Source organism: Pseudomonas sp. PvP009 (assembly GCF_017832995.1).
Lineage (GTDB): Bacteria > Pseudomonadota > Gammaproteobacteria > Pseudomonadales > Pseudomonadaceae > Aquipseudomonas > Aquipseudomonas syringae.
On the sequence record NZ_JAFIBG010000001.1, the window covers coordinates 1,040,894 to 1,061,719 of the forward strand.

Below are 20,826 nucleotides of genomic sequence, written 5' to 3' on the forward strand. Positions count from 1 at the left end.
GCAGACGCGTTAATGGAGCGGTAAATGAAGATTCTGGTCACCGGCGCGAGCGGCTTCATCGGCGGACGCTTTGCGCGTTTTGCCCTTGAGCAGGGCATGAGCGTGCGGATTAATGGCCGTCGTGCCCAAGGTGTCGAGCACCTGGTCAGGCGCGGTGCCGAGTTTATCCAGGGCGACCTCGCCGATCCCTATCTGGTGCGCGCATTGTGCGATGACGTGGAAGCGGTCGTGCATTGCGCAGGCTCGGTCGGTACGTGGGGACGTCGCCAGGATTTCATGCAGGGCAACGTGCAGCTCACTGAAAACATCGTCGAGGGCTGCCTGAAACAAAGGGTGCGACGGCTGGTTCATCTTTCCTCGCCGTCGATCTACTTTGATGGGCACTCGCACCGCGGGATCAAGGAAGAGCAGGTGCCCAAGCGCTTTCACAATCACTACGCGGCCACCAAATACCTGGCCGAGCAAAAAGTCTTTGGTGCCGAAGAATTCGGGCTGGAAGTCATTGCCCTGCGGCCACGCTTTGTCACCGGCGCGGGCGATAACAGCATTTTCCCGCGTTTGCTGCACATGCAGCGCAAGAGGCGCCTGTCGATCGTCGGCAATGGCTTGAACGTGGTGGACTTCACCAGCATGCAGAACCTTAACGAAGCCCTGCTGAGCAGCTTGCTGGCAACGGGTTCGGCACTGGGCAAGGCCTACAACATCAGCAATGGCACGCCGGTCCCGCTGTGGGACGCGATCAATTACGTGATGCGCCAGATGCACTTGCCGCAGGCTACCCGTTATCGTTCGTACGGGCTGGCCTACAGCGCCGCGGCGATCAATGAGGCTGCCTGTATGCTGTGGCCGGGCAGACCTGAACCTACCCTGTCGAGAGTGGGCATGCAGGTCATGAACACGGATTTTACGCTTGATATCAGCCGCGCCAGGCATTATCTGGATTATCAGCCTCAGGTCAGCCTGTGGGCGGCGCTGGATGAATTCTGTGGCTGGTGGCAGGCACAGCACGCCATCTGAATGCGGCAGTAGCACAGTGAGATTGATTCTGCGCTGTTGTTATACTGCCCAACTTTGATTTAACAGCTTCCTGAAGGGTTATTCATGCGCAACGATCCCTACGACGACGTCGATGACGTTCCCAGCCTGAGCGCCAAGGACGATGACGACGACTTCGCGCCGAGCAATGGCGCACGCGAGCGCACCACCGTCTATTCGCGCACCACGCCTGTAGTCAAGGTCAAGGCGCCGAGCACCGGGCCTTTGTGGGCGTTGGTCGGTGCGTTGTTCATCGCCTTCTGCGGTCTGGGCTGGTGGAGCTTTCAGCAGGTTTCCCTGATGGAACAGCAGTTGGTAGCGACTCAGGAAAGCTTTGCGCGCATCAGCGAAGAAGCAGCCGGGCGCTTGCAGGATATTTCCGGCAAGGTCGTCGCGACCGAAGCGCTTTCCAGTGATGGCGAGGCGCTCAAGCAGCGTATCAAGTTGCTCGAAGCGCAACTGGAAGATCAGGACAAACAGCGTGAAGGTGTCGAAGGCCAGCAGGGCAGTCTCGACAAGCGTCTGGAGCAGATGGCCGCGCAAACCGCCCAGCAGCAGAGTGAAAACGCGCAGTTGCAGGAGCAGCTCAAAAGCGTCGTCGCTGAACTGACCACCCTGAAGGCGGCGTTGCCTGACCTAAAGACCGCTCAGGCGGATCAGGGCAAGCTGGATGCGCAGATCAAAAGCGTGGCAGCCGATGTCGCCACGTTGAAAAAGCAGGGCAACCCGTCTGCCGCTGTAGAGCGCCTGGAACAGGACCTGATGGTGCTGAAAAGCGAACAGGAAAACCGCCCGGCTCCTTCAGCGCAAGCCAATACGGCCGAGTTCGATGCGTTTCGTGCTCAGGTGACTCGTAACATCAATACCCTGACCAGCCAGATTCAGAACCTGTCGCAGCAGCTCAACGCACGCCGTTGACCCTGGCACTATCTGCCGCCGTCAGTGCGGCAGGTCGACCAGGGAGCGCAGGCCAGAAAATTCAGGTGCAGATACAAAGAAACCCCGATTCCTGCGAATCGGGGTTTCTGCTTTCACGACAGCGGCTTACATCCGTGGGTAGTCGATATAGCCGACTGGCCCTTTGGCATAGAACGTCTCCGGATGGGCTTCATTCAGAGGCGCATCGCTGGCCAGACGCTCAGGCAGGTCGGGGTTGGCGATGTACGGCACGCCAAAGGCAATGGCGTCGGCCTTGCCTTCTGCCAGCCAGGCGTTGGCCGTGTCCTTGGTGAATTTTTCATTGGCGATATAGGCGCCGCCGAAATCCTTCTTCAACTGTGGGCCGAGGCTGTCTTCAGCATCATGCTCACGGGCACAGATGAACGCGATACCGCGCTTGCCGAGCTCTTTGGCCACATAGCTGAAGGTTTCAGTACGATTTGCATCGCTCATGTCGTGCATGTCGAAGCGAGGCGAGAGGTGAACACCTACACGGCCAGCGCCCCAGACATCGATGACTGCGTCGGTCACTTCGAGGAGCAGACGCGCACGATTTTCCACCGAACCGCCGTACTCGTCGGTGCGCTGGTTGCTACCGGTCAGCAGGAACTGTTCAAGCAGATAGCCGTTGGCGCCATGCACTTCCACGCCGTCGAAGCCCGCAGCCTTGGCGTTTTCCGCACCGACGCGATAGGCCTCGACGATGTCACCGATTTCCGCCAGTTCCAGCGCGCGCGGGGTTGGCAATGGGGTGATCGGGCGCATCAGGCTGACGTGGCCTTCGGCGGCGATGGCACTCGGCGCGACCGGCGTTTCACCGTTCAGGTAGGCCGGGTGGGAAATACGGCCCACGTGCCACAACTGCAGGGCGATGCGGCCACCGGCGTTGTGCACGGCCTTGGTGATGTTGCTCCAGCCACGCACCTGGTCGTTGGACCAGATGCCCGGGGTGTCGGGGTAGCCCACGCCCATTGGGGTGACGGAAGTGGCTTCGGTCAGGATCAGGCCGGCCGAGGCGCGCTGAACGTAATACTCGGCCATCATCGCGTTCGGCACACGGCCTTCATCGGCACGGCAGCGCGTCAGTGGGGCCATGATGATGCGGTTGGGCAGTTGCAGATCGCCCAGGGTGATCGGGTCAAAGATAGTCGTCATGTGTCTAATCCTCGTAATTGATCAATGCGTAGCAGGGGCCAGATCGGGGTTGCCGGTCTGACGAAAGGTAATCAGGGTAATCAGCAGCGCCAGCACGGCCAGGATGGCGGCAGCCAGCGGTACGCTGGTCAGGCCCAGACCGTGGGCGATGACGCTGCCACCGACCCAGGCGCCCAGCGCGTTGCCGACGTTGAAGGCGCCGATGTTCAGGGTTGAAACCAGGTTCGGTGCGGCTTTGCCGAACGTCACCACGTTGATCTGCAGGGCCGGGACGGCAGCGAAGGCTGCGACTGCCCAGAGGAACAGGGTAATTTCAGTCGGGATCAGCGCGGTGCTGGTCCAGCTGAGTACGGTGGAGATCACCGCCATCGAGACGAATACGCCAATCAGCGTGGACGACAGGTGGCGATCGGCCATCTTGCCGCCGATCACGTTGCCGGCGGTCAGGCCCAGACCGATCAGCAGCAGGGTCCAGGTCACGCCGTTGGGCGATACACCGGTGACTTCGCCGAGCAGCGGAGCAATGTAAGTGAACAGGGTGAACATGGACGCCGAGAACAGCGCAGTCATGGTCAGCGACAGCCAGATGCCGGCCCCTCGCAGGGCGCCCAGTTCAGCGCGCATGTTGAGCTTTTCTTCATTGCGGTTGGTCGGCAGGAAGCGGATCAGGCCGATCAGCGCAATCACGCCGATGACCGTGACGGCCCAGAACGTCGAGCGCCAGCCTGCGTATTGACCCAGTGCAGTACCCAGCGGTACGCCCAGTACGTTGGCCAGGGTCAGGCCGGTGAACATCAAGGCCACCGCTGAGGCACGCCGGTTGGCGGGCACCAGACCTGCGGCAACCACCGAGCCGATGCCGAAGAACGCACCGTGACACAGTGCAGTCACCACGCGGGCGAACATCAGGACGTTGTAGTCACTGGCCAGCGCACAGAGCAGGTTGCCGATGATGAAAATCCCCATCAGCGTGACCAGCGCGGCCTTGCGCGGCAGTTTTGCCGTGGCCATGGCCATGAACGGCGCACCAACGGCGACTCCCAGCGCGTAGCCGGTCACCAGCCAGCCTGCGCCGGGGATCGATACGCCAAGGTCGGCCGCTACATCGGGCAGCAGGCCCATGATGACGAATTCGGTGGTGCCGATGGCGAAGGCGCTCAGGGCCAGAATGAGTAGCGAAAGAGGCACGTGGCAGCTCCTGGTAAACGTTGGAAAATCAGGTCGGGTTGTTCAGTTCTTCAACCAGCGCCTGAACGAATGCCTGTATGACTTCTTCGTTGCGTCTGAAGAAATGCCATTGGCCGACCTTCTTGCTGCTGATCAGACCAGCGCGTTGCAAGGTCGCCAGATGGGCCGAGACAGTGGATTGTGACAATCCCGCACGCTGATCGATCTGTCCGGCGCACACGCCGTGTTCGATCGAGTATTCCTGGGCGGGAAAGCTTGCGCGGGGGTTCTTCAGCCAGGTCAGGATTTCTCGGCGGACCGGGTGGGCCAGGGCTTTTATTATGTCGTCGAGGTCGATAGGCATGTCGTTCTCACAGGCGGTGTAGCGTTATATCGCGATAGAGCGAACCTTATATCTGTATTTCGCGATATACAAATATGATTATGTGCTTAGGATCGGTGAAATCGCTATATCGGGTTATAACGATATATGGACAGCGGGCCCGAAAGCGGCCTAGGCTTGCAGCCATGAACTACTTGGCACATCTTCATCTTGGCGGGCACCGGCCCGCTCAATTGCTTGGCAGCCTGTATGGCGACTTCGTCAAAGGTCCGCTGCCGGGACGTTTTCCTACGGAACTCGAAGCGGCGATTCGTCTGCACCGTAGCATCGACGCCTTCACTGACAGTCATCCGCTGATCAAGGCTTCCATTGCCCGCTTTCCGCTCCAGAGACGGCGTTATGCGGGCATCATGCTCGATGTCTTTTTCGATCATTGCCTGGCGCGCGACTGGCATCGTTATGCCGACCTGCCGTTGGACGCATTCACCCGCAAAGTCTATGGCACGCTGGCTGCCGAGCCGCAATTGCCCGAGCGGCTGGCGCTGATCGCACCGCGCATGGCCGCGCAGGACTGGCTGGGGTCGTATCGGGATTTCGAGGTGCTGGAGCAGGTTTTGAGCGGCATATCCCGACGCTTGTCAAAACCCGAAGGGCTGGCCGGCGGCATGCAGGAACTGCAGGCGCTGTACCAGCCCTTGAGTGCGGATTTCGCCGAGTTCTATCCGCTACTCGAAGATTTCGCTCAGGCCGCTCTGGCCGGACGCGAAACCACTTCGCTCGGCTGAGCCGGCGGCTCGCCAAACAACGCCACCTGAACGGCCTGTTGGGCCTTGAAGGCCAGTGCGGCACGTTCCTGGTCAGCGGTCGGGATCGGTGTCAGCAGGTGGATATGCACATCGCTCTGCTCGTTGGCGAACAGTCGGCGCAGATGCGACAGCAAGTCATCGTCGCCAATGAACGGGGCTATGGGGTCCGGTTTGCCGTCACGTGAGTAACCAATGGCCACCGGCTGGATTGGCACGCCAGCGTCGATGGCGCTGGACAGCAGGCGACCGTGAAAGGTGCGCAGGCTTTTGCCGTCTGTGGTGGTGCCTTCGGGGAAGATCAGCAGTGCGTTGCCTTGTTGCAGGTGATTGCACATCTGCTTCTGGATCAAACGGCTGTCGCCCGATCCGCGACGAATGAACAGCGTACCGGCCTTTAGCGCCAGCCAGCCCGCTACCGGCCAGGTCCGTACTTCGGCTTTCGACAGAAACGACAGCGGTGCGAGCATGCCGAGCAGGGCGATGTCGGTCCATGACACATGGTTGCTGACCCACAGCATGGGCTGGGTTGGCAGTTGACCTGTCACGGTGACGCGAAACGGCAGGGCGTTGGTCAGGCGTGCCATGAACCAGCGGCTCCAGCGCTGCCTGCGCTCCATCGAACCTCCGACCTTGGTGCGCTCCAGGATCGCGAACGCGCTGGCAATCGTCAATCCGAGCGCTACGACCAGTAGCACCCGGACTACGCGGGCGTAGCCGCGTAACCGGCTCATCACACGGCCGCCTTGAAGTGGCGGGCGTAGCGCGGGCACAGGTCGTCGCGCTTGAGCAGGATGAACACGTCGGCCACCTGGAAGTCTTCGTCCCAGCACGGTTCGCCGCAGATCTTGGCCCCCAGACGCATGTAGGCCTTGAGCAGCGGTGGCATCTCGCAGATAACATTGCTCGGGATGTCGAGGGTCGGCAGCGGGTTCTTCGGCTCGGCGCGCAGGTGCTCGTTGCACAGGTAGCGTTCGCGCAGGCGTTGCATGATCGCATGGGCCTGAATACCGCCGTCCTGCATCGGGATGCTCGCGCAGCCCATCAGGTAGCTGTAACCGCCTTCGTTGAGCACCTCGGCCAGTTCGCTCCACAACACCGCGATGGTGCCGCCGTTGCGATAGGTTGGATCGACGCAGGTGCGGCCCAGTTCGAGGATCGGCCCTTGCAGATTGACCAGCCCGTGCAGACTGAACTCTTCTTCGCTGTAGAAGCGCCCCAGCGTGTTGGCGGCCTTATGGTCGAGCAGCCGGGTCGTGGCAACCAGACGCCCGGTGTTCAGGTCGCGTACCCCGATGTGCGAGCAGTGAACATCGTAATCGTCGATGTCCAGGCCTTGTTCAGCGCCGTTGAGACGGGCGTTGAACTCTTCGCTGAACACACTGAAACGCAACGCCTGTGCTTCCTGCAAGGCGCGCGCTCCAATCAGGCGCTCGGCCTGAAGACGACGTTCAGAAGTGTTGTCACGAATGCGGGCGATCTGGGTCATACGAATCTCCATGAGCCAGCCTTGCAGATGCAGAAAGGGCTGGTTGACTGATTTGTCCAGGCGCTTTGCCGTACTTGCAGGCTAGGGAGATGGCGTGTCATGCCTGTGAAGCTTTGGTGATGGTTGTGTGACGGGGGATGCTGGGGCCATTTCCCCTGTGTCCGGTCTTGAGGGTTGCAGGGCGGCGCAGATTTGTGACGCTCTGCGTCTGCTCCCGAGGTAATGGCTGACTGTCATGAAACGCTGATACGGTATGCGGACTATTCTGTAGAGGCCCTGTCATGCCGCGTGGATTTGTCAGTCTGTGTCTGGTTCTAATCCTGGGCTTCAGTGCCCAGGGCGTCGTTGCTCAACCATGGCCGACAGAGCAATGGCCTGCTCAGTCTGTGCCGCGATCGGCGGCCATCGAAGAGCTTGAGGCTTACGCCTTCCCGCCCCGTGACGACGCCACGCGCAAGGGCATACGCACCGATGCGCTGCTGGTGATTCGTGATGGCGAAGTTGTGTACGAGCGCTACGGCGGTGTAACCACTGCGCAAACGCCGCACCTGACCTGGTCGATCAGCAAAAGCGTCATGGCGACGGTGCTGGGCGTTGCGTTTGCAGAAGGACGCTTTCAACTGAATGATCCGGTGGCGAAGTTCTACACGCCGTTCAAGGCGCACCCCGAGATCGCCATCAAAGACCTGATGCACTGGGCGTCAGGTCTGGATTGGCAGGAAGACTACGAATACGCTCCGCTCAACTCCTCGGTGGTCGCCATGCTCTACACCCGCGGGCGTGACGACATGGCACGCTTCACCGCCGATCGCCGCGCTGCCCAACCCCCCGGCAAGACTTACCTTTATTCCAGCGGCGACAGCACCGTCCTGGCTGCGGCCTTGAAAAAGATGGTCGGCGATAAGGCTTATCCGGGTTATCCATGGACCGCGCTGTTCGACCCGCTCGGCATTCGCAGTGCCGTCTGGGAAACCGATGGCGCGGGTACATTTGTAGGCTCTTCCTATGCCTACATGACCGCCCGCGATCTGGCCCGCATCGGCCTGCTGATGCAGCGCGGCGGGCAATGGCAGGATCGGCAACTGCTCAACAAGGAGTGGATGGACTTCGCGCTGATGCCGTTTGCCGGTGCAGGCGTGGATGCCAGCGTTGAAGTGCCCGGAGGCCAATGGTGGCTCAACCGTACTGCCGATGGCGGCAAAGGACCGTGGCCGGACGCTCCCCCTGACACCTTCGCGGCACTGGGGCATTGGGGGCAGGCGCTGTATGTGATTCCCGATCAGAAGCTGGTGATCGTGCGCTATGCCGATGACCGCGACAGTACCTACAACCACAATGAGATGCTCAAGCGCGTACAGGCCGCGTTTGGCAAGGAGGGCGGTCAATGAGCACGCGTCGAATGTTCATCCTGCGCCGTCCCTTCAGCAGCCTGCTGTTGCTGATCGTTGCCGCACTTGCCGTACTCGCCTGGCAGTACCGTGTGAACCTGCAGGCATTTCCGACCATCATCAGTGCCTACACCGCCAAGGAATATTGCTCATGCAGGTACGTCATGAACAATTCCGAAGCGTATTGCCAGGGCTACATCAAGCAGTATCTGCCCAGCACCCTGGTCGACGACAGCAGTCAGAAACGGGTCATTGCCAGCGGCCTGGGACGCACCAGCAGCGCGTCGTGGCAGGGTGAGCGACAGGGCTGTCGCCTGCTGCCATGAGGGCTTGATGGGGTGCCGCCGAACGCAGTCGTTTGCCAGAGGTCAGACAGGCGGATAAGGTGGCCCTCAATTGTAAGTCTGGAGTCTGCATGCTCACTATGAATCGCCTGCTGCTGGTCCTGCTGGCCGCAGTGGCGTTACCTGCCCATGCGAACTGGTATCTGGATAACGAGTCGTCGCGACTCTCGTTCACCTCGACCAAAAATGCCGATACTGCCGAAGTGCATCGCTTTCTCGTGCTGCACGGCAAAGTCGACGCCAAGGGGCTGGCTGAAGTGGAAGTTGAAACCGATTCAGTCAGCACCGGCATCCCTCTGCGCGACGAGCGCCTTCGAGAGCAGGTGTTTCAGGTGCGCAAGTTTCCGACTGCTCAGATCAATGCGCAACTCGACATGCGCCCGATCAACGACCTCGCGCCCGGCGCGCAACTGGAACTGCGTTTACCTCTGACCGTCAGCCTGCGTGGCAAGACCCACAGCTATAACGCCGAGCTGCTGGCGACGCGTCTCGACGAGCGGCGCTTTCAGGTCGTGACGCTCGAGCCGCTGGTGATCCATGCCCAGGATTTCGATATGGCCCCGGATTTCAAGGCTTTGCGCAATGCCGCAGGATTGTCGGCGGTGAGCCTCTCGGTCCCGGTCGGGGCTGTCCTGATCTTCACGGCGCGCTGATATGAACGGTGCGATTTTTCCGTGGCGTGAAAACAACCGCTTTCAATTGCTGATCGACGGTCCTGCGTTCTTCCCGCGCATGATCGCAGCCATTGATCGCGCCGAGCAGCAGGTCGATCTGGAGTTGTACCTCGTCGAAGCCGGGGCCTGCGCCGACGCCATCGTGCGCGCGCTGGTCGAGGCGGGCAGGCGTGGCGTGATCGTGCGCTGCCTGTTCGATGACTTCGGTTCAAAAGCCTTCGACGCCGGCCTGCGCAAGCAACTGACCGATGCCGGTGTGATTCTGCGTTTCTACAATCCGATCCACTGGCGGCGCGGCGTGCGTAACTTCTACCGCGACCATCGCAAACTGCTGTTGGTGGACAAGGCCTTGGCCGTGGTGGGCGGCACCGGTGTGACCGACGAGTTCTGGGAGCCGGACAAGGACGCCAGCCAGTGGCACGAAGTGATGGTCGAAATCACCGGGCCGCTGGTGATTGACTGGCAGGCGCTGTTCAACCGGCAGTTCCACGCCAACGCCCGGCGTTTCGCCTGGCGTCCGAAAGAAAACTTCGGCCTTGATCATCTGCCCAAGGCCCCGACAACCGGTGAGGGCCTGGGCCGCGTGGCGTATGCCGATTCCCGCCAGCACCGCGACATCCTGCAATCGCTGGTGCGTGCGCTGAACACCGGGCAAAAGCGGATCTGGCTGGCAACCCCTTACTTTCTGCCCACCTGGAAAGTTCGCCGCGCCTTGCGCCGGGCGGCAGCGCGTGGCGTTGATGTGCGTTTGCTGCTGACCGGACCGCGCACCGATCACCCGTCCGTACGCTATGCCGGTCAACGCTACTACCCGCGCCTGTTACGCGCCGGGGTCAAGGTGTTCGAATACCAGCCCTGCTTTCTGCACCTGAAAATGGTCCTGATCGACGACTGGGTGAGTCTCGGCTCTTGCAACTTCGATCACTGGAACCTGCGCTTCAACCTGGAAGCCAACCTCGAAGCCCTCGACCCCGGACTGACCCGCGACGTGGTCGCCAGCTTCGAAAAAGACTTCGCCCTGAGCGCCGAAACCACGCTGGCAGACTGGAAAGCCAGACCGCTGTGGCGACGGGTCAAGCAGCGCTTGTGGGGCTGGATCGACCGGCTGGTGGTGAACTTGTTGGATCAGCGTAACTGAGGTTTGCGCGGGGCCGATCGTGGCCCCGGCTTGTCATCTGGTCAAACGATGCATTCCAGTGAGCGGTCAACCATGGCTTTGGCCATCTCGGCCATGTGCAACACCGAAAACGCCAGATCACGGCTGGTGCCCTGAGTGCTGTCGCCGGACTCATAGGCCGTCGTAATGATGCAGCGCAGCAGATCCGAAGCGTAGTTGAGCGCTTCCTCCTGGCTGACGGATGCGTTGACGGTGAACAGGGCGGTGGGAGGGTCGGGGACGATTTTATCGGGCATGTTTGCAACTCCTGATCAATGAAAGGAGCCGCCCCTTTCGCTACCAAACGATCAGGGTGGCGGCCGTACGCAGGTTGGTAGACCGGTGACCAGGCAAGCCGGTGCGTCCGAAGACGCCAAGCGCACGGCCACCATAAACGCAGGCCGAAAAAATGCGCCTTGAGAAGGTGGCGCATTGCGCACAGGTCACTCAGGTCTACCAAACCTGATCGCTGATTGGGCAGCGATCGATGAAGGCTAGAGACCTGAATAGCCAAGCGCAAGAGGCCGGGATTTTCTCGGAAATTTCCTTCAATTGGAAGGGAGGCGTCCTGCTGATAATTCCTACAAGAATTATCGAAGTGGGTTTTCTGAAGATGTTTTCGGTGTAGGCGGGGGAAGTGACAAGGGCTGTTTATCAGTATTTCAGCAAGCAGTACATCACCGAGGGCGAGACCTTAAGAAGCTATCGGATTACAGTGAATCAGCATGATATGTCTCCGCCCTATAGATAATGTGCGGAGTAGGGTGCTTGTAATGAAAATAGCCTGTGCAGCGTTTGCCGGACAGGCTTGTTGCATGAAGGGGGTCGTTAAGGCTTTTTGATATTCTGCATGTAGGTATGATTTGGATCTGTAACGACCTTCTTCGTCAACGCGTCCAGTTCCTTGCTGTGATACATGTCCAGGCATTTCAGCAGGTCGAATTTTATACCCTTGATCTGGGATTCGGCCAAAGGGTTTGTGTAGTCTCTGGCGAGGTATTTTTCAACCAGGGCCTTGACGGCAAGAGGACTTTTTTCCATGTCATAGTAGGTCCAGTCACGCATCGCACTGACACTACTGCCCGCGTCAATTCCGACGTTTACGTCGTATTTATAAGCGGTGGTTATGCAGGTGGCGAGCGCCATGTCCTTGTAGTTTTTTTCAAAAGTTCTGTACATCCCTTCGGGCGATGAGGTGGGGGTGTAGGCAAAGCAGTTGGATGTTGCTAACAAGAGAAGTAGTTTCGTGGTTGCAAGAAATAGCCTCATGGCATTTAGCTCCTTGTGCTGCCTAGTGTTTTTTATAGTCTTGTATGTCGGTATACGTAGGGTTGATTACGACCTTTTTTGTCAATGCGTCTAGCTCTTTGCTATGGTAAAGATCAAGGCACTTAAGTAAATCGAATTTCACGCCTTTTATTTCGGACTCAACCAGTGGATTTGTATAGTCTCTAACGAGATAATTGTCCACAAGTTCTCTAAGCTTTTCAGGGCTTTTTTCCCAGTCATAATTGGCCCATTCGCGTAGCGCGGTTACACTGCTGCCGGCATCTATCCCGACGGTTTCATTATAGTTGTAAGCGCTGGCGATGCAGGTGGCAAGAACAAGGTCTTTATAGTTTTGTGCATGAGTGCGGTACATTCCCTCTGGTGACGTTGGCGTAATAGATGCATAAATACTAGGCGTATCGAGCGTTAAGAAAATCAGAATTGCTGCACGAAACGAACGCATTATGTAAGGCTCCAGAAATTTGCTTGATCTGTCCGATAGTTAACGCCAGGTTCGTTGAAATAGCAATGGTCATAGCAGATGCTCCCGTCATACAAAGTTGCATGTCCTCGAGCGTCTGACCAGCCTGATATTTCAAATACTATGATGCCTTTTTTGTTGGCCAATGGTCCGCTATCAGAGGGCGGGTATTTGACTATCTCTGGTTTGCCCCAATTTCTTATCAGAAAATTTTTGAGATCAGTGATGCGGAAGAAATATTGATTTCGATCTTCTCCGGAGACTGTCTGATCTGGTGTTTTTGGAATTTTTGCTCCTGTGTAATTTAGAATGTAGCTCATTCTGACTGCGCAGGTGTTTTTCCATCTTGCCAACGCATCAGGATTATTTATATTCTGTGCGACGAACCCCCCAATCACCTCTGCCACTCGCTTTTCCGGCGCTACCGGATCATAAATATGTTGCGAAGCCGCCCAGGCGGCGGTAAAAAATGGCCGTGCCATAGTCCTTCCTTGATCATGTCGTGACGTTTGATACGTGCGCTTTCAAGAAGTCAGGAATAGACCTTGTTGTTGATACGGTTCCAGCCACCTGAGACATTCCCTCCACCGGCACCGTCAGATCTTTTCTGCTGGGTGTAGGTGGTTTTGATTTTTCCGTAGTTCAGGCTGATGGTCTCGCTGGGGATGCCATCGTTGGCATGCTGGGTGTAGTTGGAAATGATGACTTCTTCCAGCAGCACTTCAAAGTATTTGACCTTGTCTCCGCCTGCACGATGCAGTGACAAGACGACTTCCTTCAGGTGCTTGCCCGCGCACAAACTTTCCATGAGCTTGCAGCTCGATTTGTCGAGTGATTTGGTGAACGTGAAATCACTCAAGGACGTCCGACCCGACGAGGCGCCTCCTGAAGAGCTCGCCGTGGCGGAGGTACTTTGGTGCATGCCGAAACCATACCCGGTGATCTCGATGCAGTCCTTGTAGCGGTCATCCAGCGCTTCGCCTGGAATGCCTTCGATTTTGATGTACGCATCAAATGCCATGTTTCAAATCTCCACGTTCGATCGGTCTTACGTTGCATACAGGTATCCATATGTTTCGGCAGCGTAATCTTTATTTTTATCGAACGTGGTGGTCAGCAGCCTTCGGTGTTGACTGAAACATCTTTACTTTTTGTCAGAATGGTCGTACAGACCCTTTCGGCCTCTGTGCATTATCAGGGGGGCTGCCTTGTAAGTGAGGATGGAATTGCTTTGAGTTGCGGTTGCAAGTACCAAGTGTTATTAATATTGGGGGCGGTGGCGCGAGTCTACAGTTTAAAATGATTGATGGGTTTCACTCCGAGCGTAAAATGGCTGATCGGATCCAGTACGGGGTCTATTTGGCGCTGCACCCACATTGCCTCCATTTGAAACTCGGTCAGTGAAATACTTGTCCCTTTACCGATCGGCGTTTCATTGAGGTAGAGGTCTAACAGGTGAGGAGTGCTGGATTCCAGCCCAGAGGTGGTGCTGAGGGTTTTTGTGTTCATAACGTATTGGTTTTCTACACGGGAAGGTAACACTCCAAAGAAACCCAATGATTTTGACACGGTCTCATATTGATATCGAATAACATCGCTCGCATGGTAGTCATTCGATTTGCTGGCTTTAAAATTGGATTGAATCATCCATTTCTCGGGTGTGTAAGTGTTCGTGAATTCATCAACGTTATTCCAGTGTCTGGATGTTATTTCGTAGGGTTTTTTGACAGGGTCATGATCATGGTTGAATAGTGTTGTAACGATGCCGTGGCTCATCCATGAGCGCTCATTCAACAAGTCTATACGCTGCTGCAGGTTGGCATTGTAGTACCAGGCAGGTTCGTATGCGTACCCTGCTCCCAGGAACCTGGGAGGGTCATTCCACAGCGCTCCGGCTCTGGCGTCCGCAATCATTTGATCGTTAGAGGCTTCGGATAAGTAGGTGTCTTTAAAGTATGAAGGAAGGGCGGGTTCGTTTGGTGCGTATGCTGCGGCGATTCGCTCGCCTACTCTCCCATCCTTGTCTATTAACATGACGGGGTTGTTCGATACGAAATTATAGGCGTTCAACCCATCCACACCCCCCGCCGGATCCGGATTGATCCACCGCTGCAACCACGGCGCGTAATACCTGAACCCGTAATAATAAAGCCCGCTGGCATCGCGCTCTTTACCCGAATAACGCACTGTTTTGTACTTGGCCTCCACTGCACTACGCGCCGCCCACCAGGCCGTGCCGCCAAAGGGGTAATAACTTTCCTGGCTGATCAGGCCGCCTTGCTGATCAAGCTCCAGCGTGCTTGAGCCCAGATGATCACCCAGGCTGTAACGCACCTGATCGTTCGCAATGGCATCGGGTTTTCCAGCTTCCCAGTGCAAGACCCGCACACTGTTGCGACCCGCCTGAGTCGTAACGACATGAAGGATTTCTCCATCGGCCGTAGTACGAATTTCCAGCCCCGGCAGGTAGCGCACTTCGTTGATCAGCGTGCGACCTGATGCCTGCGCGGTGCTGATCTTGCGACAACGTTGACCCTGGCCGTCATAGACATAGCGTTCGTCATCGTTCGACCCATCTTCACGTTGCACAGTGGTGATGTGCTGCAACTGATTACGCGCATCCCAGCCCATAACCTGCCCGCGAACCAGTTGCAGCAGATTGCCGTTGGCATCAAAACTCGTAGCGAAATCCACATCCCCGTCATCGTCCGGCAGGCTGCGATTGCTGTCCGGTGCAACGTGTATGTTGCGGGTGAAGTTGTGTGCGCCTTCGTGGCGCATTTGCAGCAGATTGCCCACTGCGTCGTAGCTGTAATTCTGTCTGTAGTTGCTGACCTGGCAAGGATCGAGCGTCGGCAGAGGTTGCAGACCGGGTAGCGCCGGACCATGGCTGGCCCCGTTTCTGACCTCCCGGCCAGTGGCTTCGATCAACTGATACAGCGTGTCGTAACGGTAACGGCTGATCGGTTCGATAAGCTGGTTGTCGCAATACCGGTCTGGTTGCGAGGCATCGTTGACGAGCAGGATATTGCCCACCGGGTCATAGCTGTAATTGAGTTGCTGCAGCAGCGTGCCGTCAGCAGAGATGGCGCTCAGCCCGATCAGCCTGCCGTCCTGCTGATCATAGGCGTAAAAGCTGACTACGCCATTGCCCGCTGTTTCCTGTTCGACCTGGTTGAAGGCGTTATAGCGAATCGCGCTGACCAGCGTCCGCGCATGCATGCTGTCGTTCAATATCAGGTCTGTGCTGTGCAGCTGACCGGCCAGATTATGAGTCGAAAGCTTGCTATTACCACTGGCATCGGTCTGCGTCAGCACTTCACCTTGTGCGTTGAAAACGCGACAGGTCTGAAGGCCGGCCGGCTCCAGCAGCTCATTACGATCAGGCTCGGCTGATGGCCAGTCCGCTGCTTCTGCGGCGAGCAGGAAATGTCGTGTTTCACTGAGTACCGAGCCATGCAGGCTGTAATCCTGCAGCAAGCGCGAGCCCGCCGTATCGTCATGGCGGACCAGTTGATTGCACTGGTTGTGTCCTGCCGCATCTGTCTGGCCATAGGTGAACCGCTCAGCACACCGATTTTGTTCGATGATGTTTCTCAGGCGTAACAGCAGGTCGTACTCTAACTGCCGCTCGTTACCGCGAGCGTCCCAGCCATTCAAGACCTGGCCAGCCTCGCCGAACAGCGCAACTCGCCAGCCGGCATCGACGCTCTCGGTGGCCAACGCGTTGCCGCCAAGGCTGTAGACAGTGCTCCGGTTGGCGTCGGCCAGACGTGGATCAGTGGCGGCGATCATTCTGCCTGCCGGGTCGAAACACCGCCTGGTAACCCGCATTGCGGCGGCTTCTGCGGCTTCTGTTCGATGTAAGAGGACCTGGCGCACGACCAGCCCACGAACCTCGGAAACGAGCAGTTCCGGCGTATGGGAATGTACCGCGCTATTAACCACGCTCGGCTGCCTTTCTCGCGGCCAGCACTTCCTCGGCTGTATCGTTTTCGTCCTCACTGATGGTGTACCAGACCCGATAGGTCTGTCGGCGCATCCAGCCTTTGGCGGTGATTGTGATGGTCGGACGCCCCAGCGGGTCGTAGAACTGTTTGTCGACAATGTTTTGTGAGCGTATCGATGCGTCGTTCACATACAGATGACTGTTGGCGAAATACGGCCGGTAAACGCGCACCGCCAAGCCTTTATTGTTGTATTCCACACGTTCACTGACACGCCAGCGCGGTGATGCGTGGACAATTTTCGGTTCACCGCCGACCAGTTCGAGATTGCCCCATTCATCGACTGAATAGGCGTTGCCGTCCTCCACCTTTTGACGGGTTTGCAGCGTGCGACCGAAGCCGTCTATCGACGCCATGCTGATGCGGATCTGCCTGTCCAGGTCTTCCGGGTAGCGGTCTGCCGCGAGGGCAGCGGTGGCCAGCGGGATGTGGACCTGCCCCAGAGCCGTGTTGCCGTCGTAATAGAGCGCGCTGGCTTGCCTGCCCAGAGCGTATTCGGGTTGCAGCGCTACCTCGCCGGCAGAAGCCCAATAATGCCCGGCGCGATTGAGTGGAGGAAAACCGACTGCCTCACCCAGTTCCGTGCCGTAAAAGCTGGTTGCCCATACTCTGCCGAAGGCGTCGTAATCAGCTTCCTGACTGTTCTGATTGGGGTCGATGATTCGTTTTGGTTGCAGCACACGATAATCGTATTCAGCGGTAGTGACGCAGCCTGCCGGGTCGGTGATGCGAGTCGCGAACAGATGGTAGGCGTCGTATTCGACGAGACTCCAGCCGTGACTGCGCGTGGGCCTGAACTGAGTGGGATGAAAGAAGTGCTCCTGACCGGCGTAGGTGGCGAAGCCGCGTTTTACCGACCATAGATTCAGGCTGTCTGCTGGCAGAAAGCTTGGCATCTGCTGATAACCGATCTCGACGAGTTTTTCGGCCAGAGTGACGCTGTCCATGACCCGCTCGTAGGCGCTCAGTGCATGATCATCCAGTTCAGCCGTTTCAACGGCGTCAGCCAGCGCCTGAAAGGTCGCCTCGCCATCGCCGCAACCGATGTAGCGTTGCACCGACAGACTGGTGAGCGTACGTGGCAAGGTTGCGAAGGGCCCGGACGGATCGGCGAACTGTTCGTAGCTGATCTGCTCAGGCGTCAAGGCGCTTGCCGGAATGAGCATGGCGTCGCCGCGTGTGCGGTAAGGCAGCCCCAGACGCCAGCTCTGCGGGCTGTCCAGGTGGATTGCTTCGGCATGCATTTCATTCAGGTAGAACTGTTGCTGGGCGTCGTCGTGTGACGCCTCCCACCATTGTTGCTGGTGAGGGTCCGCAAAGGGTGGCGCGTCACCCGGTTTCTTGCGCCGCGCATAGTTGACGCTGACTGAGTGGAGCGTCGAGCCGTAGCGGTCCCACGCCAGGTTCAGGCTGTGTTCGCACATCGGGTCCTCCAGTTCATCGGCCTCGTAACGATAGGTGATGACTTCCAGGCTCAGTGGCAGCATCGACGCGTAGGATCGATGTGCGCTCAATGCCTGCAGTTGGCGAACCAGATAGCGGCATGACCGGGTCGAATACAGCACGGTGGGACGTTGACTGGCGTCGAGTCCAAAGACTTCGCTGCGCAGTACCGAGCCGCTCAGCGCTCGCGCCATTTCCTGCAAGGTCGCGTCATCCGCGTCCGTTATTGGCAGCTCTGTCTGGGTTGCGGCGTCGAGTCGGGACAACACATGCTCGCCGGGCAGGCGTGCCAGTAGGTCGCTGCGGTCATGGTCGGTGCAGGGTCTGGCAGGATAGCGTCCGGTGTGGAACCAGGTCTTGTTCAATACCGGAGCGGTAAAGTCTTCCTGATCCTGCGACGACGTTTCGGTGTCGGTCTGCAGGAGCAGGCCGAAGCCGCGAAACTCCCGTTCGCGAGGGTCATAGAAACCCTGTCGATAGCGGAACAACTGAGTCAGCGTATTGCCAGTGACCTTGTCCTGCATGGTTTGCCTGACGACCACATGGACCGGGAACGGTAATTCCGAGACAGCAACGCTGCCTGCGGTCCGTAGCTCGTTTTTTTCGTCCAGCCATTCCTGCGCCGAACTGCGATAGCTGACTTCTCCGGCAGCACCGAGATTGTTATCCGAGGCCTTCAGCAAATACGGTTTGCGCACCGAGCCTGCCCGGTCCTCCGCGTAATAAAGGCTCCAGTGCCGTGGCGCCATGTGCGGTACGGTCAGCACCAGGCTGGAGAAACCCAGGCCCAGCAGATCGACCGCACTGAACTGGCAGAGCCGGTCATAACGCACGCCCTCCGGCCAGGGCTGATCGAAGGGCGCGGCCAGACCGTTCCCGCCCCGGTTCATGAAGACCTGAAAGCCATCGGCTTGCAGGTACAGCACGTCACTGGCACCTGAACCGTCCAGGTCGGCCAGCCGCACCTGGCTCGAATCAAAGGCCTCATAGGTGTAGGGCAGGGTGGCAAACAACTGGCCCTTGCCGAACCGGCCTCGGCCCAGGTTTGGCCAGACGCGGATCTCGTTGTGCCGGATCCGTATCAGGTGTTGTTGCCCCGTACCCAGAAGGTCGCTGAACGCCACGAGTTCAGTGGAACTGTCGCTGAGCAATGGCAGGCGATCCTCGTGGTGAGGGATGTCCACTGCTGCGGCGAATCCATCGGCTCGACGGTTGGCATACAGGCGAACGCTACGTGGGCCAATCAAGGCCAGATCTGACAGCCCGTCGCCGACCAGGTCCGCCATCTGGCCTTGCGGGTGGAAAAACTCTGTAGGAAAAGCCGAGAACGTGGCGTAGTTCGACCAGCTTCGATCAGGGTTGAGCGTAAAGAATCCGGCCATTCCCGGCTGGGCGACAATCCAGTCCAGCCGCCCGTCGCCGGTCAGATCCGTGAGGGCCTGACGTACCGGTGTGGCTGAATCAGCCGTGGGAATGCGGGGTAGCGGTTGACAGGTTCCGTAGGCAACGGCGTCCGCTGTGCCAGCGGTATCACGGACCGGTTCGCGATAAAGCCACGCCTTGTCGTCTCGATACAGAATGCCGGGCAAGCCGTCGCCAGACAGATCGACCAACTGGTATTGCTGGCCGTCATTCAAACCGGCCATGGGCTCCAGCGGCGTGTAGATGCCTGACTCAAGACTGAAATCGGTGTATTGAAATTGCACAGGAGGTTGCTGATCGACGCGCCGCCAGTCCGTACCATCCCATGCCTGCGAATGCGCTGCGCTCAGCAGGTTGTAGCCGAGAGCTGTCTGATAATGCTCCAGCAGCAGTCGCCGGGTCAGCAGCGGGGCTTCTCCGAGCTCATCCGGGAAGTGATGGAACATCAGAACCTGCCGGCACAGGCGCAGATTACCCAGCTCAAAACCATAGGCGAAACTTGAATGCGGATCACTGCGCACCGGCCAGGTAAATTGCTCATCGTATTCGGGGGGCGGGTCACTGCGGGTGTCGCGCTGGTCATAGTCGAATATCAGGTCGAAATGCCATAGCAAACCGTCCAGCGAATCTTCCTGCCACAGGTAAAGTACGGGGTGCGCCTTGGCATTGCCGTAGCGAACCCGGCTCAGGTAGCGTTGGGCGCGGAAGTTTCTCGGGTGATCCTCCGCCAGGCCCTGATGGTCTTCGGGCTTGTACTCATAGAGGATGTGTTCGCCGACGGCATTCATGCTTTCATCCAGCAACCATTCGGCAACCCGATTCATGTCTGCCGGGTCGGCAATGCGCGACGAGGTCCTCCTGCCATAAAGGTTCAGGCTGCCGTCGGCGCCGTGGATCAGCCAGAAGCCGGGATCTGCAATGTCCACGCGCCAATGCTCGATGCGCGCAAAGGCCCCTTCGACTCGGCTGAAGTAACGCACCACCTGATAAGTCGCATTCAAATCATGACCGTTGTAGCGGCTGACCTGACTCGAAACCAGTGCGCCGCTGTCGTCGCGTTCGGGCAGGCAGACATCGCCTCCGGGGCCGAAAATGAGGTCGTCGTCGGTGTAGTTCGGTACGCCCTTGCTGGCACGACGCGCCAATTTGCTGGTGTTCAGGTTCCAGCCAAGTCCGAATACGCCGTTGCCGGAAGTGCTCTGATAACTCAGCGACAGGGCGGGCGCGTAACCGCGGCCCTGGCTGATCGGCAGGGCGATTTCCATTGACGCCGCGCCGCTAGTGCCAACGGCTCCCCAGCCCTTGCCGATGCTTTGAATCGCGCCACCGCCTTTGGGTAATGACGGAGTGGCTACAGCCGGTTGCAGGGACGGCGGCGATTGATTTTGCGATTGAGCTTCCATGGAGCTTGCTCCCAGTCGGTTAACGGCTTTTCGCCGTGTAGCGCATGTGCACGATAATGTCGGTGATCGAGCGCGCTGCGCCGCCGGGTTGGAAAAGCTCAGGGTCCAGCGAGAGATTGCGCCAGTGCCCTCGAACGGCAGATAGCGCTCATCGTCGAAGTTGAAAACGGGCCAGGTTGCGTAACAGGGAGAAGGGGTGCTCGGTCATGTCCGGCTCTCCAGTGGTCATGACCCAGCCTTGTTTACCATGGCGCTCGCGTCTAGCTGACAAAAGTGTCAGTCAACCCTCAACAACACCAAAAATTTCT

19 protein-coding genes are annotated in these 20,826 nt (G+C 58.3%); 7 read left to right on the forward strand and 12 right to left on the reverse strand.

All coding sequences use genetic code 11. The features are described from left to right. Positions 1-24: 24 nt before the first annotated feature. Positions 25-1,017: an NAD(P)-dependent oxidoreductase gene (locus JOE29_RS04650; protein WP_044312119.1), complete on the forward strand. Its 993-nt coding sequence runs from the start codon at positions 25-27 to the stop codon at positions 1,015-1,017. Between the two features lie 84 nt (positions 1,018-1,101). After that, entirely contained in the window at positions 1,102-1,953 is an 852-nt protein-coding gene (locus JOE29_RS04655) for a hypothetical protein (protein WP_003345326.1), read from the forward strand. Positions 1,954-2,079: 126 nt separating this feature from the next. Here JOE29_RS04655 and JOE29_RS04660 read toward each other — a convergent pair whose 3' ends face one another. Genes JOE29_RS04660 through JOE29_RS04670 form a run of 3 tightly spaced genes read right to left on the reverse strand, consistent with a single transcriptional unit; the run spans position 2,080 to position 4,660 of the window. Next, complete coding sequence (locus JOE29_RS04660) at positions 2,080-3,129, reverse strand: alkene reductase (RefSeq protein WP_010423896.1); 1,050 nt, start codon at positions 3,127-3,129, stop codon at positions 2,080-2,082. Positions 3,130-3,150: 21 nt separating this feature from the next. Next, entirely contained in the window at positions 3,151-4,317 is a 1,167-nt protein-coding gene (locus JOE29_RS04665; protein ID WP_099315055.1) for an MFS transporter, read from the reverse strand. A gap of 28 nt (positions 4,318-4,345) precedes the next feature. Then, positions 4,346-4,660 carry a helix-turn-helix transcriptional regulator gene (locus JOE29_RS04670; protein WP_003313487.1) on the reverse strand — a complete coding sequence of 105 codons (315 nt, stop codon included), beginning with the start codon at positions 4,658-4,660 and terminating at the stop codon, positions 4,346-4,348. Between the two features lie 164 nt (positions 4,661-4,824). On the opposite strand from JOE29_RS04670, the gene JOE29_RS04675 reads away from it, so the two are divergent. After that, a complete protein-coding gene (locus tag JOE29_RS04675) occupies positions 4,825-5,424 on the forward strand; it encodes an ACP phosphodiesterase (protein WP_210078848.1) in 600 nt (199 codons plus the stop codon). On the opposite strand, the gene JOE29_RS04680 is transcribed toward JOE29_RS04675, so the two are convergent. Both JOE29_RS04680 and olsB read right to left on the reverse strand, forming a co-directional pair. Beyond that, a complete protein-coding gene (locus tag JOE29_RS04680; RefSeq protein ID WP_003313485.1) occupies positions 5,382-6,176 on the reverse strand; it encodes a lysophospholipid acyltransferase family protein in 795 nt (264 codons plus the stop codon). The two genes, JOE29_RS04675 and JOE29_RS04680, sit on opposite strands and share 43 nt — an antisense overlap. Continuing rightward, complete coding sequence (olsB, locus tag JOE29_RS04685) at positions 6,176-6,931, reverse strand: L-ornithine N(alpha)-acyltransferase (RefSeq protein ID WP_003424385.1); 756 nt, start codon at positions 6,929-6,931, stop codon at positions 6,176-6,178. Before olsB ends, JOE29_RS04680 begins: the two co-directional genes overlap by 1 nt. A 281-nt stretch (positions 6,932-7,212) precedes the next feature. On the opposite strand from olsB, the gene JOE29_RS04690 reads away from it, so the two are divergent. The 4 genes from JOE29_RS04690 to JOE29_RS04705 all read left to right on the forward strand — a co-directional run bounded on the left by JOE29_RS04690 (position 7,213) and on the right by JOE29_RS04705 (position 10,475). Next, entirely contained in the window at positions 7,213-8,319 is a 1,107-nt protein-coding gene (locus tag JOE29_RS04690) for a serine hydrolase (RefSeq protein WP_210078850.1), read from the forward strand. Further along, a complete protein-coding gene (locus JOE29_RS04695; protein WP_003395271.1) occupies positions 8,316-8,645 on the forward strand; it encodes a hypothetical protein in 330 nt (109 codons plus the stop codon). The genes JOE29_RS04690 and JOE29_RS04695 overlap by 4 nt, the downstream gene beginning before the upstream one ends. An 89-nt stretch (positions 8,646-8,734) precedes the next feature. Continuing rightward, positions 8,735-9,316, forward strand: coding sequence for a YceI family protein (locus JOE29_RS04700; protein ID WP_024665063.1), 582 nt, complete (start codon positions 8,735-8,737; stop codon positions 9,314-9,316). 1 nt (position 9,317) lies between these two features. Continuing rightward, positions 9,318-10,475 (forward strand): phosphatidylserine/phosphatidylglycerophosphate/cardiolipin synthase family protein, encoded by a 1,158-nt coding sequence (locus JOE29_RS04705; RefSeq protein WP_003313479.1) that lies wholly within the window; start codon positions 9,318-9,320, stop codon positions 10,473-10,475. Positions 10,476-10,516: 41 nt separating this feature from the next. Here JOE29_RS04705 and JOE29_RS04710 read toward each other — a convergent pair whose 3' ends face one another. The 7 genes from JOE29_RS04710 to JOE29_RS04745 all read right to left on the reverse strand — a co-directional run bounded on the left by JOE29_RS04710 (position 10,517) and on the right by JOE29_RS04745 (position 20,518). Continuing rightward, positions 10,517-10,750, reverse strand: coding sequence for a DUF3077 domain-containing protein (locus JOE29_RS04710; protein WP_003313478.1), 234 nt, complete (start codon positions 10,748-10,750; stop codon positions 10,517-10,519). Positions 10,751-11,321: 571 nt separating this feature from the next. Next, a complete protein-coding gene (locus tag JOE29_RS04720; RefSeq protein WP_044312112.1) occupies positions 11,322-11,762 on the reverse strand; it encodes a type VI secretion system amidase immunity protein Tai4 in 441 nt (146 codons plus the stop codon). Positions 11,763-11,784: 22 nt separating this feature from the next. Beyond that, the gene (locus JOE29_RS04725; RefSeq protein ID WP_210078852.1) at positions 11,785-12,225 is read right to left on the reverse strand and encodes a type VI secretion system amidase immunity protein Tai4; all 441 of its coding nucleotides are present in this window, start codon (positions 12,223-12,225) and stop codon (positions 11,785-11,787) included. After that, positions 12,225-12,725, reverse strand: coding sequence for a type VI secretion system amidase effector protein Tae4 (locus tag JOE29_RS04730; RefSeq protein ID WP_080337829.1), 501 nt, complete (start codon positions 12,723-12,725; stop codon positions 12,225-12,227). Before JOE29_RS04730 ends, JOE29_RS04725 begins: the two co-directional genes overlap by 1 nt. Before the next feature lie 50 nt (positions 12,726-12,775). Further along, complete coding sequence (locus JOE29_RS04735; protein ID WP_003345343.1) at positions 12,776-13,264, reverse strand: type VI secretion system tube protein Hcp; 489 nt, start codon at positions 13,262-13,264, stop codon at positions 12,776-12,778. A gap of 266 nt (positions 13,265-13,530) precedes the next feature. Next, positions 13,531-16,191, reverse strand: a complete 2,661-nt coding sequence (locus JOE29_RS04740; RefSeq protein ID WP_210078854.1) for an RHS repeat-associated core domain-containing protein — start codon at positions 16,189-16,191, stop codon at positions 13,531-13,533. After that, positions 16,184-20,518: a SpvB/TcaC N-terminal domain-containing protein gene (locus JOE29_RS04745; RefSeq protein WP_210078856.1), complete on the reverse strand. Its 4,335-nt coding sequence runs from the start codon at positions 20,516-20,518 to the stop codon at positions 16,184-16,186. Before JOE29_RS04745 ends, JOE29_RS04740 begins: the two co-directional genes overlap by 8 nt. Positions 20,519-20,826 lie beyond the last annotated feature (308 nt).

Excerpts from the sequence above, each read along its gene's own strand:
- JOE29_RS04650 (WP_044312119.1), top strand. The coding sequence starts at position 25 with ATGAAGATTCTGGTCACCGGCGCGAGCGGCTTCATCGGCGGACGCTTT.
- JOE29_RS04655 (WP_003345326.1), top strand. The coding sequence starts at position 1,102 with ATGCGCAACGATCCCTACGACGACGTCGATGACGTTCCCAGCCTGAGC.
- JOE29_RS04660 (WP_010423896.1), bottom strand. The coding sequence starts at position 3,129 with ATGACGACTATCTTTGACCCGATCACCCTGGGCGATCTGCAACTGCCC.
- JOE29_RS04670 (WP_003313487.1), bottom strand. The coding sequence starts at position 4,660 with ATGCCTATCGACCTCGACGACATAATAAAAGCCCTGGCCCACCCGGTC.
- JOE29_RS04675 (WP_210078848.1), top strand. The coding sequence starts at position 4,825 with ATGAACTACTTGGCACATCTTCATCTTGGCGGGCACCGGCCCGCTCAA.
- JOE29_RS04680 (WP_003313485.1), bottom strand. The coding sequence starts at position 6,176 with ATGAGCCGGTTACGCGGCTACGCCCGCGTAGTCCGGGTGCTACTGGTC.
- olsB (WP_003424385.1), bottom strand. The coding sequence starts at position 6,931 with ATGACCCAGATCGCCCGCATTCGTGACAACACTTCTGAACGTCGTCTT.
- JOE29_RS04690 (WP_210078850.1), top strand. The coding sequence starts at position 7,213 with ATGCCGCGTGGATTTGTCAGTCTGTGTCTGGTTCTAATCCTGGGCTTC.
- JOE29_RS04695 (WP_003395271.1), top strand. The coding sequence starts at position 8,316 with ATGAGCACGCGTCGAATGTTCATCCTGCGCCGTCCCTTCAGCAGCCTG.
- JOE29_RS04700 (WP_024665063.1), top strand. The coding sequence starts at position 8,735 with ATGCTCACTATGAATCGCCTGCTGCTGGTCCTGCTGGCCGCAGTGGCG.
- JOE29_RS04705 (WP_003313479.1), top strand. The coding sequence starts at position 9,318 with ATGAACGGTGCGATTTTTCCGTGGCGTGAAAACAACCGCTTTCAATTG.
- JOE29_RS04710 (WP_003313478.1), bottom strand. The coding sequence starts at position 10,750 with ATGCCCGATAAAATCGTCCCCGACCCTCCCACCGCCCTGTTCACCGTC.
- JOE29_RS04720 (WP_044312112.1), bottom strand. The coding sequence starts at position 11,762 with ATGAGGCTATTTCTTGCAACCACGAAACTACTTCTCTTGTTAGCAACA.
- JOE29_RS04725 (WP_210078852.1), bottom strand. The coding sequence starts at position 12,225 with ATGCGTTCGTTTCGTGCAGCAATTCTGATTTTCTTAACGCTCGATACG.
- JOE29_RS04730 (WP_080337829.1), bottom strand. The coding sequence starts at position 12,725 with ATGGCACGGCCATTTTTTACCGCCGCCTGGGCGGCTTCGCAACATATT.
- JOE29_RS04735 (WP_003345343.1), bottom strand. The coding sequence starts at position 13,264 with ATGGCATTTGATGCGTACATCAAAATCGAAGGCATTCCAGGCGAAGCG.
- JOE29_RS04745 (WP_210078856.1), bottom strand. The coding sequence starts at position 20,518 with ATGGAAGCTCAATCGCAAAATCAATCGCCGCCGTCCCTGCAACCGGCT.